The organism is Massilia sp. DD77, from assembly GCF_036961685.1.
Taxonomy (GTDB): domain Bacteria; phylum Pseudomonadota; class Gammaproteobacteria; order Burkholderiales; family Burkholderiaceae_D; genus Telluria.
The window spans coordinates 38753-56497 of record NZ_JBAMDH010000022.1; the positions used below are offsets into that span (position 1 = coordinate 38753).

General features: G+C 66.2%; 20 protein-coding genes. 9 read left to right on the forward strand and 11 right to left on the reverse strand.

What is annotated here, in order from left to right; translation table 11 throughout:
* Position 1: 1 nt before the first annotated feature.
* Positions 2-895, reverse strand: coding sequence for an ABC transporter ATP-binding protein (locus V7778_RS14745; RefSeq protein ID WP_335556460.1), 894 nt, complete (start codon positions 893-895; stop codon positions 2-4).
* A 217-nt stretch (positions 896-1112) separates the two neighbouring features.
* Between V7778_RS14745 and V7778_RS14750 the strand changes: the two genes are divergently transcribed.
* Positions 1113-1556, forward strand: a complete 444-nt coding sequence (locus V7778_RS14750; protein WP_335556462.1) for a hypothetical protein — start codon at positions 1113-1115, stop codon at positions 1554-1556.
* Positions 1557-1587: 31 nt separating this feature from the next.
* Entirely contained in the window at positions 1588-2232 is a 645-nt protein-coding gene (coq7, locus tag V7778_RS14755; protein WP_335556464.1) for a 2-polyprenyl-3-methyl-6-methoxy-1,4-benzoquinone monooxygenase, read from the forward strand.
* A gap of 25 nt (positions 2233-2257) precedes the next feature.
* On the opposite strand, the gene V7778_RS14760 is transcribed toward coq7, so the two are convergent.
* The 4 genes from V7778_RS14760 to V7778_RS14775 all read right to left on the reverse strand — a co-directional run bounded on the left by V7778_RS14760 (position 2258) and on the right by V7778_RS14775 (position 6199).
* Complete coding sequence (locus tag V7778_RS14760) at positions 2258-2680, reverse strand: OsmC family protein (RefSeq protein ID WP_335556466.1); 423 nt, start codon at positions 2678-2680, stop codon at positions 2258-2260.
* Positions 2681-2791: 111 nt separating this feature from the next.
* Positions 2792-3976 (reverse strand): ABC transporter permease, encoded by a 1185-nt coding sequence (locus tag V7778_RS14765; RefSeq protein WP_335556468.1) that lies wholly within the window; start codon positions 3974-3976, stop codon positions 2792-2794.
* Positions 3973-4704 carry an ABC transporter ATP-binding protein gene (locus V7778_RS14770; protein WP_335556470.1) on the reverse strand — a complete coding sequence of 244 codons (732 nt, stop codon included), beginning with the start codon at positions 4702-4704 and terminating at the stop codon, positions 3973-3975. The genes V7778_RS14765 and V7778_RS14770 overlap by 4 nt, the downstream gene beginning before the upstream one ends.
* 31 nt (positions 4705-4735) lie before the next feature.
* Complete coding sequence (locus tag V7778_RS14775; RefSeq protein ID WP_335556581.1) at positions 4736-6199, reverse strand: alpha/beta hydrolase; 1464 nt, start codon at positions 6197-6199, stop codon at positions 4736-4738.
* A 297-nt stretch (positions 6200-6496) separates the two neighbouring features.
* Here V7778_RS14775 and rplM point away from each other — a divergent pair, with 297 nt between their 5' ends.
* Both rplM and rpsI read left to right on the forward strand, forming a co-directional pair.
* Entirely contained in the window at positions 6497-6925 is a 429-nt protein-coding gene (gene rplM / locus V7778_RS14780; protein ID WP_211521586.1) for a 50S ribosomal protein L13, read from the forward strand.
* A gap of 9 nt (positions 6926-6934) precedes the next feature.
* Positions 6935-7327 (forward strand): 30S ribosomal protein S9, encoded by a 393-nt coding sequence (gene rpsI, locus V7778_RS14785; RefSeq protein WP_005667904.1) that lies wholly within the window; start codon positions 6935-6937, stop codon positions 7325-7327.
* Positions 7328-7529: 202 nt separating this feature from the next.
* On the opposite strand, the gene V7778_RS14790 is transcribed toward rpsI, so the two are convergent.
* Both V7778_RS14790 and V7778_RS14795 read right to left on the reverse strand, forming a co-directional pair.
* Entirely contained in the window at positions 7530-8477 is a 948-nt protein-coding gene (locus V7778_RS14790; protein WP_335556479.1) for a lipase secretion chaperone, read from the reverse strand.
* 2 nt (positions 8478-8479) lie between these two features.
* On the reverse strand, positions 8480-9409 hold the full coding sequence (locus tag V7778_RS14795) for an esterase/lipase family protein (protein WP_335556481.1): 930 nt from the start codon (positions 9407-9409) through the stop codon (positions 8480-8482).
* A 379-nt stretch (positions 9410-9788) separates the two neighbouring features.
* Here V7778_RS14795 and V7778_RS14800 point away from each other — a divergent pair, with 379 nt between their 5' ends.
* Positions 9789-10352, forward strand: a complete 564-nt coding sequence (locus V7778_RS14800; RefSeq protein ID WP_335556483.1) for a hypothetical protein — start codon at positions 9789-9791, stop codon at positions 10350-10352.
* Here V7778_RS14800 and V7778_RS14805 read toward each other — a convergent pair whose 3' ends face one another.
* A complete protein-coding gene (locus V7778_RS14805) occupies positions 10353-10736 on the reverse strand; it encodes a MerR family transcriptional regulator (RefSeq protein WP_335556485.1) in 384 nt (127 codons plus the stop codon).
* Positions 10737-10861: 125 nt separating this feature from the next.
* Between V7778_RS14805 and argC the strand changes: the two genes are divergently transcribed.
* Complete coding sequence (gene argC / locus V7778_RS14810) at positions 10862-11899, forward strand: N-acetyl-gamma-glutamyl-phosphate reductase (RefSeq protein ID WP_335556486.1); 1038 nt, start codon at positions 10862-10864, stop codon at positions 11897-11899.
* A gap of 26 nt (positions 11900-11925) precedes the next feature.
* Here the strand turns inward: argC and V7778_RS14815 are convergent, their stop codons facing one another.
* Positions 11926-12561, reverse strand: coding sequence for a winged helix-turn-helix domain-containing protein (locus tag V7778_RS14815; protein ID WP_335556488.1), 636 nt, complete (start codon positions 12559-12561; stop codon positions 11926-11928).
* A gap of 65 nt (positions 12562-12626) precedes the next feature.
* On the opposite strand from V7778_RS14815, the gene V7778_RS14820 reads away from it, so the two are divergent.
* From V7778_RS14820 to erpA, 3 genes are all read left to right on the forward strand, one after another.
* Entirely contained in the window at positions 12627-13877 is a 1251-nt protein-coding gene (locus V7778_RS14820) for a S41 family peptidase (RefSeq protein ID WP_335556491.1), read from the forward strand.
* A 104-nt stretch (positions 13878-13981) separates the two neighbouring features.
* Complete coding sequence (locus V7778_RS14825; RefSeq protein WP_211522172.1) at positions 13982-14383, forward strand: bactofilin family protein; 402 nt, start codon at positions 13982-13984, stop codon at positions 14381-14383.
* Positions 14384-14436: 53 nt separating this feature from the next.
* A complete protein-coding gene (gene erpA / locus V7778_RS14830; protein WP_036247772.1) occupies positions 14437-14805 on the forward strand; it encodes an iron-sulfur cluster insertion protein ErpA in 369 nt (122 codons plus the stop codon).
* A gap of 214 nt (positions 14806-15019) precedes the next feature.
* Here erpA and V7778_RS14835 read toward each other — a convergent pair whose 3' ends face one another.
* Positions 15020-16117: an anhydro-N-acetylmuramic acid kinase gene (locus V7778_RS14835; RefSeq protein WP_335556494.1), complete on the reverse strand. Its 1098-nt coding sequence runs from the start codon at positions 16115-16117 to the stop codon at positions 15020-15022.
* A 236-nt stretch (positions 16118-16353) separates the two neighbouring features.
* Entirely contained in the window at positions 16354-17721 is a 1368-nt protein-coding gene (locus tag V7778_RS14840; protein ID WP_335556496.1) for a M23 family metallopeptidase, read from the reverse strand.
* Positions 17722-17745: the final 24 nt, after the last annotated feature.

Sequence of the window (17745 nt, forward strand, 5' to 3'; positions counted from 1 at the left end):
GTCAGCAGTTCCCCGCCGCCGGATTGTAGCGGCCGGCGATGGTGGCGAAGTAGACGTCTTCCAGGCTGGCGCGGGCCGGCTCGAAGCCGTCGCCCGGATCGTCCTCGGAATACACGTGGATCAGGGTGCGGCCGCTCAGCAGGCGGGTGGAGATGACCGCGTAGCGCTTCTGGAATTCGGGCAGTTCCTGCTTGGTGACCACGCGCGCCCAGATATAGTCCTCGATCCCGTAGATCAGGTCCTGCGGCTCGCCGCACAGCAGCACCTGGCCCTTGTTGATGATCGCCATGTGGGCGCACAGGTCGGCCACATCGGACACGATGTGGGTCGACAGCAGCACGGTGCGGTCTTCGCCGATGTCGGACAGCAGGTTGTGGAAGCGCACCCGCTCCTGCGGGTCGAGGCCCGCGGTCGGCTCGTCGACGATGATCAGGCGCGGGTCGCCCAGCAGGGCCTGGGCGATGCCGAAGCGCTGGCGCATGCCACCCGAGAAGGTGCCGAGGCGCTGGTCGCGCACTTCCCATAGATTGGTCTGCTGGAGCAGGCCGTCGACCACCTCGCGCCGCCGGGCCTTGTTCGAGACGCCCTTGAGCTGGGCGAAGTGGTCGAGCAGTTCGTAAGCGGTCACTTTCGGGTAGACGCCGAAATCCTGCGGCAGGTAGCCCAGCATGGCGCGTACTTCATCCTTTTCGTCGAGGACGTCGATGTCGTCCAGGAAGACCGAACCGGAATCGCATTCCTGCAAGGTGGCCAGGATCCGCATCAAGGTCGATTTGCCCGCGCCATTCGGACCGAGCAGGCCGAACATCCCGGCCGGGATGTTCAGCGTGACACGGTCCAGCGCGACCACGCCGTTGGCGTAAGTCTTGGACAAATTGCGGATGCGTAATTCCATGAAAACTCCAGATGCATGTGTGCAAGAATGTATGTACAGATTGCAAGCACTTTTTCGACACTTGCATTGTATTAAATTGTCATAGGTAACGTGGCCTTATTGCGACGCACGGGCGAAACAGGGGACTGGACTGCAGAAAAGCGATGTTACGCGGCATGGGTAGTTTCTTTTCGTAAACACTTTGCCTACTCGGCCGGGAAATATGGATAATGGACATATGAACACTGCCATCCAAGACAGGCTCCTGCTCCTGATGCGCGAAGGACATGGCCGGGACGAAGCTACCGACTGGTTCCGCGTGGCGCTGGGCCTGGTCTACCTGGCCGGGCTGATGACCAAGGAAACGATCGACTTCAAGAAGGTCGACCGCGACTACAACCGCTTCATCTACTACACCCTCGGCAAGGGCCACAGCATCGCCAGCGTGCTGCAGTACATGAGCGGGGAAAAGGTGATGCCGGTGGTGGAGTCCGGGCGCTTCATGGAGGCCTTCCAGCGCCACTGTCCGGAAGTGCCGGCGGAGTCGATTCCCTTCCTGCTCGAACTCAACCTGGGCGTGGCGAAGAACATCTCGGGCCTGGACCCGGTCGGGCCGCTGGCCGACTGGATCGAACGCAAGAAGGGGCAGACCGGCGGCCAGGGACCGGCGCAGGGAATATAATGGCGCTTTGGCGACTTGACCCTTGACTCCTATGGTAGCGAATCGTTTTATTTCTCCTTTGGACCACCTGATCGTCGGCTTCGACAAGGCCCTGCGCGTGGTGGGCGGCGTGGCCTCGATGTCGCGTCCCAATCCGGGCGCGCACGCCGTCGACTGCGAGCTGAGCGACGAGGAAAGGCGCCACAGCGCCGGCCTGATGCGCGTGAACCACGTGGGCGAGGTCTGCGCCCAGGCCTTGTACGACTCGCAGGCCCGCTTCGCCCAGACGCCGGAAATGCGCGCCCAGTTCGAGCAGGCCGGCCGCGAGGAGGAAGACCATCTGGCCTGGACCGCGCAGCGCCTGTCCGAACTCGGCTCCCAGCCGAGCGTGCTCAATCCCTTGTGGTATGCCGGCGCCTACGCGCTGGGCAGCATCGCGGCCAGGATCGGCGACAAGCACAGCCTGGGCTTCGTGGTCGAGACCGAGCGCCAGGTCGAAGCGCACCTGGACAGCCATTTGACCATGCTGCCCCCGCAGGACGCCAAGTCGCGCGCGATCGTCGAGCAGATGCGGGTGGATGAAGTGGCGCACGGCGCCAAGGCCCAGGCGCTGGGCGCGTCGGAGACGCCGCTGCCGGTGCGCATGGCGATGAAGGCGATGTCGAAGGTGATGACGACGACGGCGTATTACGTTTGAGTCGAATGACGGTTTTTAGACTAACTCAAACTTCCACGATCTCGTACGAATGCGTGATCTCCGCCGTCTTGGCCAGCATGATCGACGCCGAGCAGTACTTGTCGTGCGACAGGTTGATCGCGCGCTCCACCGTGGCCGGCTTGAGGTTGCGGCCGGTGACCACGAAGTGGAAGTTGATCTTGGTGAAGACCTTCGGATCCGTCTCCGCCCGCTCCGCCTGCAGGGTCACGTCGCAGCCCCGCACGTCCTCGCGGCTGCGCTTGAGGATCAGGACCACGTCGTAGGCGGTGCAGCCGCCGGTACCCAGCAGCACCATCTCCATCGGGCGCGGGGCCAGGTTGTGGCCGCCGCCATCGGGCGCGCCATCCATGGCCACCAGGTGGCCGCTGCCGGTCTCGGCCCGGAAACTCATGCCCGAGGGGCCATTCCAGCTGACTTTCACTTCCATGTAGATTCTCCGCGGTTGCTCAATGCCGGGTTATTGTAAGACAGGCGCGGGGATCGCGTTGGCCGGCCTCCCGGCGCCGACGCGTTCAGCCAGCTCTCGCGCAGCCGTCCATCACACCGACAACACATACTTCTCGCTCTTCATGCGCCAGCTCGCAAACGCCACCACGGCCAGCGCGGGGATGAGCGAGCACAGGAAGGTCAGCAGATAAGGCAGCGCGCCCACGTCGCCGCCCTTGGCCGCTTCCTTGGCCAGGGTCTGGTTGGCCAGCATCGGCACCAGATACATCCACTGCGCGGTCTTGAGGTCGAGGAAGGACACCACCATGCCCGGCACCAGCGGTGCGATCAGCACGATGCTCAGGATGGTCTGGGCTTCCTTGAAGGTTTTGGAATGCATCGCCAGCGCCACGTAGAGCGCGCCCGCCAGCAGGGACAGCGGCACCGCGACCAGGCAGACCAGCAGCAGGGTGCTCCAGCCCATGCTCCAGGACATGCCGATCTCCTCCAGGCGCAGCCACTTGAAGATCGCATGCCCGATCAGCAGCGAGGCGGTCACGCCGATCACGCCCAGCACGCTGGCGGCCAGCCACTTGCCGCCCACCAGCTCCCAGGTGTCGGCCGGCTGGGCCATCAGTACCTCGAAAGAGCGGCGTTCGCGCTCGCCCGCGGTGCTGTCGATCGCCGCCGCCATGGTCAGCATGAAGGCCGGGAAGAACAGCACGCCGATCATGCCGCCGATGAAGGCCGCCGAGCGCGAGGCATTGGTGCCGGTGTCGTAGCGCTGGACCTGGATCGGGTTCAGGGCCGCCGGCGACACGCCGTGGGCCAGCAGTCGCGCGCTGGCGATGTTGCTGCCGTAGGCTTCCAGCACTTCCTCCACCTCGCGCCGCTGGGCGCCGCGTTCGGCCGCCGAGTCGAACCAGACCTCGATCCGCGCCGGGCGCATGGCCTGGTAGTTGTCGGCGAAATCCTCGGACAGGCGCAGCACGGCCACGGCCTGCTTGGCGCGCAGCATCTCGGCGATGGCCTCGTCGTTCATCGGCGCCGCTTCCTTGACCGTGATGTTCTTCTGGCCCAGCTGGGCCATCAGGGTCGGCGCCCTGGCGCCGCCGATCACCGCCAGCTCGATGCCTTCGCGTTCGGTCTTGGTGTTCTTGCTGATGATCTGGTTGAGGGTGAGGCCGATGATGAAGGGGTAGAGCAAGGTCATCAGGATGAGGGTGGCCAGGGTGCGCTTTTCGCGCAGCGTCTCGCGCAGCTCCTTGCGGAACACGATCAGGAGTTTGGATTTCATGCGATCCCTTCTTCGGTGCCGACCAGGCTGACGAAGGCGTCTTCGAGGTTGGCGATGCCGGTGCGCCGGCACAGTTCATCGGGCGAGCCCTGGGCCACGGTATGGCCCTTGGCGATCACGATCACGTCTTCGCACAGGTGGATCACTTCCTGCATCACGTGGGTCGCCATGATCACGCAGCAGCCGTCGGCGCGCAGGGCGGCCAGCGCGGTGCGCAGCGCGCGCGTGCTCATCACGTCCAGGCCGCGGCTCGGTTCGTCGAGCAGCAGGTGGCGCGGGCGATGCAGCAGGGTGCGCGCCAGGGCCACCTTGATGCGCTGGCCCTGCGAGAAGCCCTTGGTGCGGCGCGCCAGGATGTCGTCCATGCCGAGCAGGTCCGATACTTCCTCGATGCGCCGCCCCAGCGCGACGCCGCCCATGCCGTTGAGCTCACCAAAATAAGTGAGGTATTCGCGCGTGCTCAGGCGCTCGTAGAGGCCGAACTGGTCGGTGAGGAAGCCGATGTCGCGGCGCACCGTCATCGGATCCTTTTCCGGGTCGACGCCGCCGACCAGGATGCTGCCGTGGTCGCGCCGCAGCAGGCCGACCAGGGTGCGCAGCAGGGTGGTCTTGCCGGCGCCGTTGGGGCCGAGCAGCGCAGTGATCTGGCCGTCGCGCGCGGTGAAGGAAACGCCGCCCAGCGCCTGGACGGCGCCGAAGGACTTGCGTACATCGTGGACTTCAATCATGGTCGGTCGCCGGTCGGGAATCGGGGAAACATCAAGGTTGCGGCCCGGCGCTGCCGAGCTGGAAGGTCGGGGCCGGGATCTCGGCCATGCAGGCCGCGTCCAGCCTGGCCTGGGGCCGGTCGAGGAATTCACGCAGCAGGCGCGGCGCGCAGCCCAGCTGCGAGACGCCATGGCCGGCATTCGCCACCACGACCTGCTGGGCGCGCGGCATGCGTTTCGCGGCGCTGGCGGCGCGGTGCGGCGGCGTCACCGGGTCGAGCGCGCCCGACAGCAGCAGGGCCGGAGCCTCGATGGGCGCGGGCGCCGGCGCGGGTGCGGGCGGCACGTTCATGGTCCGGCACATCCCGGGGATCTGGTCGGCCAGGGTCTTGGTCAGCTGGCCCGTGTCCTGCGCCAGCAGGGCCGGCGTCATGCGCGGCACGTCCTCCGCGCAGACCACGGCGAGATACAGCAGCATGGACATGTCGGCGTCCAGGCCGAAGTCGCTGCTCAGGTTCTGGCGCGCGATGAAGGGCCCCCAGCGGCCCTGGCTGGCGCTGTGGATCAGGAAGGGCAGGCGGCGCGCGTCGGCCGGCGCATACAGGATGTTGTGGACGGTGCCCAGGAAGCGTCCGGCGGTGAGGGTGAAGCTGACCGGCTGCGCGGTGCGCGGATCGGGCAGGCTCAGGGGAATGCCGCCGCGCTCCAGCCTGGCCACCAGCGCATCGAACTCGGCGCGCAGGGCGGGGAAGGCCTTGTTGCAGGCCGCATCCCTGGCGCACTGGGCGAACACGGCGTCGAGCGCGGCCTGGGCATCGCGGGCGCCGGCCGGGATCACCTGGTCGGGGGCGGCGACACCGTCCAGCACCAGGCTGCGCACGCTGGCCGGATACGCGCGCGCATAGGCCTGGCCCAGGCGCGTGCCATAGGAACCGCCCCAGAGATTGACCTGGCGGTAGCCGAGCGCGCGGCGCACCTGCTCGATGTCGCGCGCGCTGGCCGCGGTGGTGTAGGCGGCGTAGCGCGCGCGGGTTCCGGTGATGCAGGCGCGCAGCTCGGCTTCCAGTTCCTGCTCGCTCATGCGCTCGTGCTCGGGCTTGCTCTTGCAATCGAGCTTGCCCGACAGGCCGGTGCCGCGCTGGTCGATGAAGACGATGTCGCGGGTGGCGCGCACCCGGTGGAAGGCGGTGTTCAGCATGCTCAGCACGTCGGTGCCGGCCTGGCCGGGACCGCCGGCCAGTACGAACAGCGGATCGCCGCGCGTGCCCTGGCGGAAGGCCGGGGCGACGGTGACGTGCAGCTTGAGCGTGCCGGCGCGCGGCTCGGCGTAGTCGAGGGGTACCGGAACGCTGACGCAGCGCAGGGCGTCGACCGAACCGGGCAGGTGGCAGCTGCGGGCCGCGGCCGGCGGGGAGGCGGGGGCGGAGGACTCCGGGGCGGCGGCACCCGCGGGGCCTGCCGCCACGAGCAGGGGCAGGGCGGCGCGCAGGAGGGCGGCGCGGAATACAGGATACATCTTCACTGGGTCTCCTTGAGGTTGCCAATATGGTAAGTTGCTCCTCTTTCCGGGGTCAATCTATAGTTTCACTACTGCATCAAAATAGGAGTGTGGGTTAGCTCAGCGGAAACATCTTGCGCTAAAACGGGGGCGGGCAGTAAAAAGCGACAGGATGCCGAATGCGGATTGACGTGACAACCCTGCTGGGCTATCATCGTGGGCTTTCCGTTTGCTCAGGAAAAGACAATAAGGACGAGTCCGCTGATGTTTGGGGCGGAACCACCATTTGAGCAATTTTTTGATTAGGAAGTCAACATGAAAACTTTTTCCGCTAAGGGCCATGAAGTCCAGCGCGACTGGTTTGTGATTGACGCGACGGACTTGGTCCTCGGACGTGTTGCCAGCGAAGTGGCACTCCGACTGCGCGGCAAACACAAGCCAGAATTCACTCCGCACGTCGATACCGGCGATTTCATCATCGTCGTCAACGCAGGCAAGCTGCGCGTGACCGGCACCAAGGCCACCGCCAAGACCTACTACCGTCACTCGGGCTACCCGGGCGGTATCTACGAAACCAACTTCCTGAAAATGCAACAGCGCTTCCCGGGCCGTGCCCTGGAAAAGGCTGTCAAAGGCATGCTGCCGAAGGGCCCGCTGGGCTACGCCATGATCAAGAAGCTGAAAGTGTACGCGGAAGGCACCCACCCGCACGCAGCACAGCAACCTCAAGCACTGACTCTCTAAGGAACTGACATGATCGGTAACTACAACTACGGCACCGGCCGTCGCAAGAGTGCAGTCGCTCGCGTGTTCATCAAGGCCGGCACCGGCCAGATCATCGTGAACGGCAAGCCGGCATCGGAATACTTCTCGCGCGAGACCGGCCTGATGGTCATCCGTCAGCCGCTGGAACTGACCGGCAACGTCGAGCGTTTCGACATCAAGGTCAACGTGCACGGCGGTGGCGAATCGGGCCAGGCTGGCGCCGTCCGTCACGGCATCACCCGCGCACTGATCGACTACGACGCAGGCCTCAAGGGCGACCTGGCACGTGCCGGTTTCGTCACCCGTGACGCCCGTGAAGTCGAACGTAAGAAAGTTGGTCTGCGCAAAGCACGTCGCGCAAAGCAGTTCTCGAAGCGTTAATCGCATCCACAGCGCCTTGTGCGCTGTTGCAAAAGCCGCCTGCTGCGAAGCCGGCGGCTTTTTTGTTTTGGGCCGTTGCCCAGCGGTGTCGTCGCCACTGACTACGGGCTATAGAACGTCATCCCCGCGAAGGCGGGGATGACGGCCTATTGGCAAACGATGTTTGCACGGGGCCGCAGCTATGCAAATATCCTTTGCACTCCTACGGCATCCCCTCCTCATACGCCGGCAACCTGCGCTGCTCCTCCTCCGAGAACAAGCGCCCCCGCAGCGCCGCCAGCGCTCCCGCATCCTGCAGCGTGCGGCGCGCGTCCAGGTAAGCGCCTATCCTGCGCTTCCAGTCCGCCTCTTCCCGGTCCACCTCGGCCAGCCTGCGCGCCGCCTCGGGATCGAAGGCGGCCGCCCGCGCCTGGAACACCGCCTCCTCACCGGCCCCCTGCGCGCGCAGGCGCTCCACCGATTCCTCCAGCTGCGCCACGCGCAAGGGCGCCGCGCGCGCTTCCCTGAGCTCGGGCGGCAGGGCGGCGTCGAGCGCGGCCAGGCGTTCGCGCTTCTGCTCGGGATCCAGGCTGCGGTCCTGGCGCACCTCGAGACGGGCCAGCGCATCCTGCTGCTCGCCGTCCTCGCGCCCGAACATCGCGCGGGTCTCCTGCGCGCTGAAGTAGCGCGCGCGCAGGGCGCGCATGGCGAGCAGGCGCTTGCGGATCGCCGTGACGCCGGCGCCCGCCAGGTCCTTGCGGTGTTCCAGCGCCGCCAGCGCCCGCTTGTAGTCCAGGTAGCGTCCCAGCAGCGCCTTCGCGGCGCCGGATGCCGGCGGACGCAGGCGCCGCTCCAGTTCGCGCTCGATCTGCGCGCGCACCTGTTCCGGCGTCTTCTCGCCGACCGCCGCCAGGTAGTAGTCGAACAGTTCGACCAGTTCCTCGTCGGCCACCAGCACGTCGTCCACGCCGACCGCCAGCGCGCCGTCGGTGCGCGTGCCTTCGAGCGAGCGGGCGAAGGCCGGCGCATTGGCAGGGACAGGGGAGGGCGTGGCAGCGGCGGGCGCCGCGGCGCCGCCGCGCTGCGCAGCCCACCACAGCAGGCTTCCGAGCAGCGCGGCGGCAGCCAGCAAGGCCACCGCTTCCTTGACCATGGTCTGGCTGCGCCGCATGCTTACAGCCCCATCTCGCGCAGGCGGTTGGCCTGCTGGCGGTAGATGGTCTTGGGATTGGTCTCGAACAGGTTGACCAGCCCCGCCACCTGGTTGACTTCATCCAGGTGGTTCATGGCGTAGTCGTCGCGGATCACGCGGCCCAGCCGGCTCGAGCAGCTGCCTACCAGCCCGTCGTTCTTCTCGCCGCGGAAGGCCAGCGAGAGCAGGGCCATCGACGCGTCGATCGGGTCGAGCAGGTTGGTGAAGGGCTGGGCGCCGCTCCACGAGAAGTAGTGCACGCCTTTGACCTGGTAGTCGCCTTCGCCGCAGGCGCTGCGCGGTACGCCCTGCGGATGGCGCGTGTTGAAGGCGGCCGCGCCGGCCGTGGTCATCGAGGCCAGCGCCGCAGTCGACATCTGGGTGCTGCCGTCGCCCGACAGGAAGGCGATCGTGCCCGCCACGCCATTGACGATGGACGCCAGCGCGGTCTCGGAGAAGGAACCCGGGGCAACCGTGCCGCGCACGATGTCCGCCAGCGGCGCGCCCTTGTGCACGCCGCCGACGCTGGTCACCGAGGCGACCAGCTGGGGCGCCACCGAGGCGACATAGCGCACGGTCGGTCCGCCGTGGCTATGGCCGATCAGGTTGACCTTGTGCGCCCCGGTGGCCGCCATCACGCGCTTGACGTAGGCCAGCAGCTGCTCGCCGCGCACTTCGGTGCTGTTGGCCGCGGTGACCTGGGCGATGTGGACCTGGGCGCCATCCTTGCGCAGGGCGTCGGCGATGCCGAACCAGTAGTCGTAGGGGCCGATGGCGTCCCAGCCGAGGAAGCCGTGCACCAGCACGATGGGGTAGCGCGTCTGGGTGTAGCCGGCGGCCGAAGCCTGCGCAGGGAAGAGCGAGAGGGCGAGCAGGGCCGCGCCGATCCATTGAACGATCCGCTTGATCATGGTGTCTCCGTTGTAGGTTGTATGGGTTTGCCGGCTGGGCCAGATTACGGCGAATGGCAACGCTGGCTCAAGCGCCACACCGTTTCCTGTATGCACGTAAATATTCGCTGCGGATAGTTCCACCGGAAAAATGACACGATCGTTCTATTTCCAGGCGCTCATGGATGACGGGCGTGAGCTTGGAAAGGACCAGCGCAGGCCGCGCGTGTTTTTCAGTCAAAAACGCAAATCGGAAAACTCCGAGGCACTTTCACAACAGAAGCGGGAATAGGACGGTCGTTTCATGCAATCCGGGTAAGGCGGGTGCTTGACTCTGCCATTAGTGTCAGCCTTCACGATGGTGTTCCGCGCACGTTCGCGCACCAACGGAGGAACCCGCATGCAACGCCCTAACTTGATCGCCCCCTTGTTTGCCCTGAGCCTGGCCCTGGCGGCGCCCGTCCATGCCCAGGACAATCCGCTCGGCACCGCGCCGGCCTGCGGCCCTGCCCAGGACAGCCAGGACGGCCGCTCGCTGGCGGCGGTCGCGCCGACCCTGTACGACATCGTGTCCGGCCCCGCCGGCGCGAAAAAGGATTGGGAGCGCATGTTCAAGATGTTCGCCCCCGGCGCCCTGGTCACGCCGACTTCGCACGGCGCCGGCGGCTTCGGGGCCGCTCCCCAGACGCCGCGCCAGTTCGCGGCCCTCAACGAGCGCCTGTTCGGCCAGCGCGGCTTCTACGAGCGCGAAGTGGCGCACCAGGTGAGCCAGTTCGGCCACATCGCCCATGTCTACAGCAGCTATGAAACGCGCGACCGCCCGGACGGCCCGGTGCAGCGGCGCGGCGTCAACAGCCTGCAGCTGCTGCACGACGGCGCGCGCTGGTGCGTGCTCTCGGTAACCTGGGATGCGGAAACGCCGGCGCACCCGATTCCCGCCGCGCTCGACCACCCGAAGCCTTGATCAGGGCCCGCCGCCGCGGCGCTGTTCCTCGAGAAAGGCCAGGCGCGCGCCGGCGCTGGCGCGGATCTGCGCCAGCGCGGCGATGCGCTGGTCCAGCTCGTCCAGTTTGTCGTGGTAGAGGGCGATCACGTCGGCGCAGACGGTGCGCATGTCGGGCGGCTGTGGCGCGAGCATCGAGGCCACGGGCCGGATCTCGTCCAGGGTGAAGCCGTTGTGCAGCAACACGCGGATGCGTTCGACGAACTGGACCGCGGATTCATCGAACAGGCGGTAGCCGTTGTCTTGCCGGATCGTGTCCAGCAATCCGGATTGTTCGTAGTGGCGCAGCGAGCGCACGCTGGCGCCGGTGCGCTTGGCCAGCTCGCCGATGGAGATCATTTTCATTCCGAAATTATAGCGGCTGGAGCGGGGCGGCAAACCGGAGTGGCGCGCCGCCCCTGGCGCGCATCGCTGTTAAAATTGCAGCCTCGTCCTGACAGGGCCTTATCACCATTACCGAAGGAAAGAACATGATCAAAGTTGGCATCGTTGGCGGAACCGGATATACGGGCGTGGAATTGCTGCGGCTGTTGGCCGTCCACCCGGATGTCCAGCTGACCGCGATCACCTCGCGCAAGGAAGACGGCCTGCCGGTCGCCGACATGTTCCCCTCGCTGCGCGGCGTGGTCGACCTGGCCTTCTCGAGCCCGGACAAGGCCGACCTGACCCAGTGCGACGTGGTGTTCTTCGCCACCCCGCACGGCGTCGCCATGGCCCAGGCCCCGGCGCTGCTGGCGGCGGGCGTGAAGGTGATCGACCTGGCGGCGGACTTCCGCCTCAAGGACCGCGCCACCTTCGAGAAATGGTACAAGATCGAGCACACCGCGCCCGAGCTGCTGGAAGAGGCCGTCTACGGCCTGCCGGAGCTGAACCGCGAAGACATCAGGAAGGCGCGCCTGATCGCCAACCCGGGCTGCTACCCGACCACCATGCAGCTGGGTTTCTACCCGCTGCTCAAGGCCGGCGTCATCGATGCGGGCAGCCTGATCGCCGACGCCAAGTCGGGCGTGTCGGGCGCGGGCCGCAAGGCGGAGATCGGCACCCTGTTCTCGGAATCCAGCGACAACTTCAAGGCATACGGTGTGCATGGCCACCGCCACACCCCGGAAACCTCGGCGCAGTTGCAGCGCTATACCGACCAGCAGGTCGGCCTGATCTTCACCCCGCACCTGGTGCCGATGATCCGCGGCATGCACGCGACCCTGTACGCGCGCCTCAGCAAGGACATCGACGACGCCGCGCTGCAGGCCTTGTTCGAAGAGGAATACAAGGACAGCGAATTCGTCGATGTGATGCCCTTCGGCTCGCACCCCGAAACCCGCTCCACCCGCGGCTCGAACATGCTGCGCCTGGCGCTGCATCGTCCGGAAGGCGGCAAGACCGTGGTGATCCTGGTGGTGCAGGACAACCTGGTCAAGGGCGCCTCGGGCCAGGCGGTGCAGTGCATGAACCTGATGTTCGGGCTGGAAGAATCGAAAGGCCTGAAGCAGGTCGCTCTGCTGCCCTGACGCGCTCGCCGCGCCCTTGCGTCTGGCTAATCCTCCGCGCAGTCCGGATCGGCATCTCCTGCTTCCCCTGCGCCCCGGCGCTTTGGCCGGGCGATGTGGGGCGCCAGCACGAAAGTGCAGCTGAGGATGCGGTCGCGCTCCGCCGTGCGCGGCTGGCTCATCAGCTCGCACAGGCGCTGCAGCAGCCCGTTTACCTCCATCACTTCCTCCCGGCTCAGCCACGCCTTGCTGCGCGACGCCCATAGTTCGCGGGCATCGCCCGAGGCCGCCAGGTCCGGCATGTCCAGCGCTTCTTCGAAATCCTCTTGCGCCACCTTCAGCAGAGCGCGTGCGAACTTGCGCAGCGCCTGCTTCTCCTTCGTGGTGTCCGTACGGTAGGCCAGGCGCAGCGCGCGCGTGGCTTCTCCGGGCAGCGCGTAGCGGCGCGCTTCCTCCTCGCCCGCGGCCGACTCCGTAATCAGCCCAGCCTTGCACAGGACCTTCAAGTGATAGTAAAGCCCATCGGCATGCCTGCCGAGCTGCAGTGCGAGTTCTGCCGTGCTGACCTGACCGCCCAGGGCGGCCAGGGTGTCGACGATCTCCTGGCGGATCGGTGAGGCTAGTACTTCGATCTGGGCGGCTCGATCGATGACCCGGTAGGGGCTATTGCTGGTTTCGCTCATCGGTATACTTTGTTGAAAAATGACTATATTATTTCAACAGACATATTACTGGAAACAAGAGGGTCATGAGCAAAATACGAGTAGCCGGCCTGGCTCGGCTCGCCGCAGCCTTCGTGTTCTGGACGACGAGCTTGTCCGCTGCCGCCTTCGGGCCGAGCATCACGGCCGCCCAGTTGCGCGAGGATGCCGTCCACTTGCAGGACTTGATCACGCGCCTCCACCCCGATCCACGTTTTTCCAGCGATCCACAAGCCGTCGAGGCGGCGCTCGGCCGAATTCTGCAAGACCTGCCCGCGGAACTGAGCCGCGACGAGGCCTGGCGGCGGCTCGCCCGGCTGAATCCCTTGCTGGCCGATGGGCATTTCTTTGTCGGCCATGCCGACTGGCGCGCCGAGACCCGGGCCTGGCTCGCAACAGGCGGGGCGCTGTTTCCATGCGAAATCGACATCCGCGCCGACGGCACGCTATGGATGCGCGCAGGGACGCCGTCGGAGGCGCCCACGCGCATCGTCGCCATCAACGGCAACGATGCCTCAGCTCTGGTGCCGGCCATGCTGGCCTTGGTGCACGGCGATACGCCCGCCTTTCGGACCCAACTGCTCGCCGAGCGTTGGTGGTTCTATCACTGGAAGCTGGCGGGCGCGCCCGAACGCTACCGCCTGACGGTCGAGCAGGGGGGAGTGCAAAAGACCATCGATCTTCCAGGCAGCCGCGCCGTCCCGCGCCGGTTGCGCGACGAGAATGACTTCGGGCGGCAGTTTGCGCTGGCCATTGAACCCGGAGGGGTCGCCGTGCTGACGATCGGGAGCTTTTCCTGGCATGACCCTTCCGCCTTCCTGGACTTTACCCGCAACGCATTCCAGCGCATCCGCGACGCCGGCGTGGCGAGCCTGGTCATCGACATCAGCGCCAACGGCGGGGGCGATGACGCGATGTGGCTGGACGGCCTCATGCCTTACCTGGCCACACGTCCCTACCGGACCGGATCGACCACCCGCAAAAAAGGAATGGACGGTGAGATTGGCACCTGGCGCCAGCCGAAGCCGGATCATCCTTTGCGCTTCGGCGGCAAGGTATCGGTGCGCATCGGTCCCGGCACCTATTCCTCGGCCATCCTGTTCGCCAACGTGATGAAGGATTTCAAGTTCGGGTCGTTGACCGGCACAGGCGGCATGGCCCGGCGTTCGCAGTCGGGCGGGACGCGGCGGCATGTGTTGCCGCATTCCGGGCTGGCGCTCTGGCTACCGCGTTTTATCATCGATCCGCCGGCAGGCCGGAGCCCGGGTGCGCTGCTCGAGGCGAGTGGCGCGCATTGAAAGACGGAAGACGGCGCTCCCGCCAACCGATCTATATCAACGCCGCTCTCATTGATCCCGGTAAATTGACTGATGCACATTCAACTTTTCTGAGGGGTGGCGCTATGTTCGGTCGACAAGCGAAAAGCGAAATTGACAGCCTGGTCGGCATTTCGGCCCGGATCGAGGGCGACCTGTGCTTCACGGGCGGCTTGCGCATCGATGGCGAGGTGCACGGCAACGTGGTCGCGGTGGACGGGGCCGACAGCATGCTGATCGTCTCCGAGCACGCCCGCATCGAGGGCGAGGTGCGCTGCGCCAGCCTGGTGGTCAATGGTTATATCGCCGGCTCGGTGTATTCGTCGGAACTGCTTGAATTACAGCCGAAAGGCCGCATACATGGAGATGTACACTACCGCCTGCTCGAGATGCACGGAGGGGCCTTGGTAACAGGGAAACTCACCCACGAGCCAGCCGGCGAACCGGTGTTTCATCTGGCCGACGCTGTCGAAGGCTCGGCAGCATGACTCGCGCCAACGGTCTATAATGGCGGGAGTTGAATTTATTCAGGAGTTTATCCATGACCGCAGTCGCCGAAGTGCAAGAGCACGACACGATCCCCACGCCGATCAACTTCACCGACAGCGCCGCACAGAAAGTTGCACAGCTGATCGAGGAAGAGGGCAACCCCGACCTGAAGCTGCGCGTGTTCGTGCAGGGCGGCGGGTGCTCCGGTTTCCAGTACGGCTTCACCTTTGACGAAATCGTCAACGAAGACGACACCACGATGGAAAAGAACGGCGTCCAGCTGCTGATCGACTCCATGAGCTACCAGTACCTGGTCGGCGCGGAAATCGACTACAAGGACGACCTCGAAGGCGCCCAGTTCGTCATCAAGAACCCGAACGCCACCTCGACCTGCGGCTGCGGTTCCTCGTTCTCGGCTTGAGTTTTCCCCAGGCTCCCGGCGCTGCCGGGTTGTCGTGACGGCCCGCCAGTGCGGGCCGTTTTCATTTTCGGCGGTATGGCGACGCTGGCTCGCACCGTAGGGCCGGCGGCACTGCCGCCGACGCGGCGGCCGGCGCTCCGGCGATGCTTGGCCGAAGAGCAATCGAGCCCGCCAGCGGAGCCGCCAACCCTGCAGGTGGCGACCTGGTCTTCGTTTACGCGGGATACAGCGCCCCCAGGATGCGCGGGCCGCGCGCGCCGGTGACGGCCGGCAGGTTTCCCGGCTGGCGGGTGGCGAAGCGCCAGCCCAGCCAGGCGAAGGCCAGCGCCTCCACCCGGTTCGGCGCCACGCCGAGCGCCGCCGTCGATTCCACCTTCACCCCGTCCAGCGCCGCGCCGATGTCGCGCAGCAGGGTAGCGTTGTAGGCGCCGCCACCGCAGACATACACCGCATCCGGCTTCACGCCCTCGCCCTGGATCGCGCGCGCGATCGTCAGCGCCGTCAGGCGGGTGAGGGTGGCCTGCACGTCCGCCGGCGCCACCCCCGGGCATTGGGCAAGCCTGGCGTCCAGCCACTGGGCGTGGAACAGGTCGCGGCCGGTGCTCTTGGGCGCCGGCTGGCGGAAATAGGGCTCGTCGAGCAGGATCTCCAGCAGGGTGGCGTCGACCGTGCCGCTGGCGCCCCAGGCGCCGTCCTCGTCGTAGGGCTGCCCCTTGTGGCGTGCGATCCACAAATCGATCAGGACATTGCCCGGGCCGGTATCGAAACCGGTCACGCGGCCATCGCCATGCAGCACGCTGATGTTGCCGATGCCACCAATGTTCACCACCACGCGCGGCGTGCCCGGCTTGCCGAAGGCGGCTTCGTGGAAGGCCGGCACCAGGGGCGCGCCCTGGCCGCCGGCGGCGATGTCGCGGCTGCGGAAGTCGGCGATCACGTCGATGCCGGTCAGTTCGGCAAGGAGGGACGGATTGTTGGTCTGGCGGGTGAAGCCGAGCTCAGGGCGGTGGCGGATGGTCTGGCCGTGGACGGCGACCGCGGCCACCGGCCCGGCGGCCGAGGGCAGCAGGGCGCGCACGCACTCGGCATAGGCCAGGGCCAGGCCGTTGGCGGCCAGGGCTTCGCGTTCCAGTTCGTTCGGGCTGGCGGCTTGCAGGGCCATCAGTTCGGCGCGCAGTTCGGGCGGGAAGGGGGCGAAGGCGGCGGCCAGGGTGCGGATGGCGCCGTTCGTGAAGTCGGCCAGCACGCCGTCGACGCCGTCGAGGCTGGTGCCGGACATCAGGCCGATGTAGAGGGTGGGGGTGTGGGTCATGGTTTTTGCTTGGTGTACGCGGGCGTGGGTGGTCTGCGAGCAAACTTGGGTCCCCGCCTGCGCGGGGATGACGTGCTGAAGTAGAAGGCCAGAGTGTGTACTTGTGGCCTGCACCTTCCGAACGTCATCCCCGCGAAGGCGGGGACCCAAGTTTATCAGCTCAGCCCACAGCTCCAAACAAAACGCCCCCCGGTGCACGAAGCAGCGGAGGGCGTTTCACGTTCAGAAGCCGACGATCAGCGCGCAGCCATCGTCGTGCCGCCGCTCGGGGCCAGCAGCGAGAAGCGGTGGTTCATCTCGGCAGCCGCCATGCGGAAGCGCGACAGTTCGGACTGGCTCAGCGGCTGCTGGGCCAGCGACTTGAACTGGTTCGGGTCCTTGGCCTGGCCGGCGACGCGGAACTCGTAGTGCAGGTGGGCGCCGGTCGACCAGCCGGTCGAGCCGACGTAGCCGATCACCTGGCCCTGGCTGACCTTCTGGCCCTTGCGCAGGCCGCTGGCGAAGCGGCTCATGTGTGCGTAGGCGGTGCTGTAGTTCGACCAGTGCTTGAGCACGACCATGTTGCCGTAGCCGCCGGACACGCCGGCGAAGTCGATGGTGCCGTCGCCGACCGCGCGGATCGGGGTGCCGGTGCCGGCCGCGTAGTCGACGCCCTTGTGCGCCTTCCACTTGCCCGAGATCGGGTGCACGCGCATCGAGAAGCCCGACGAGATACGCGAGAACTCGAGCGGCGACTTCAGGAATGCCTTTTTCAGCGCCTTGCCGTCCAGGGTGTAGTAGCCGCCCTGCTTGGTGACCGGGTCTTCGTACCACACCGACTGGTAAGCCACGCCGCGGTTGACGAACTCGCCGGCCAGGATGCGGCCGGTCTTGACCAGTTCGCCGTCGAGCCAATAGGTTTCGTACACCACGCTGAAGCGGTCGCCGCGCTTGAGGTCCGAGCGGAAGTCGATGCTGGTCGAGAACATCTCGATGATCTGGCCGACGATCGAATCCGGCAGGCTGCCGCCGTCGACGTTGGAGTCGGTGGCCGAGTACAGCGAGCTGGTGATGTCGCGCGAGCGCATTTCCACACGGCGCTCGAGCTTGGCGGGCATGTCGGTCACGCTGAAGCCGTCGCCCTTGCGCGCCACGGTGATGGTGCGCGCATCGCCGTTCTTGCCTTCGGTGATGGTGCCGCGCAGCGACAGCAGCAAGCCGTTCTCATCGGTTTCGGCCTGGATGCGCTTGCCGTTCTTGAGGGACAGCAGGCGGCGTGCGACCTTGTCCGAGCGGACGAATTTCTGGGCGTCGGCGTCGTTCACGCCAAGACGGTTGAAGAGGGAGCCGAGCGAATCGCCTGGGCGGATACGCTCTTCGCGGATGAATTGCTGCTCGTCCTGCTGGAGGGCGGCGATCTGGTCGGCCAGGTTCGGCAGTTCCAGATTCTGGGCGACTTGCTTGACGGGGAGATCCGACGCGTCTGGTGCGATAGGAGCCACGCCAACAGCGCCGAACGCGCACAGGCTCAGGAAGACGGCGCCGGCGCTGACGATGCGCGTCTTGCGGGTCTTCGGGAGCAGTTGCAGCAGGCGGTTGCCAGTGATTTTATGTATAGGGTTCATGCAATCAGTTAAAATTTGCGGCTG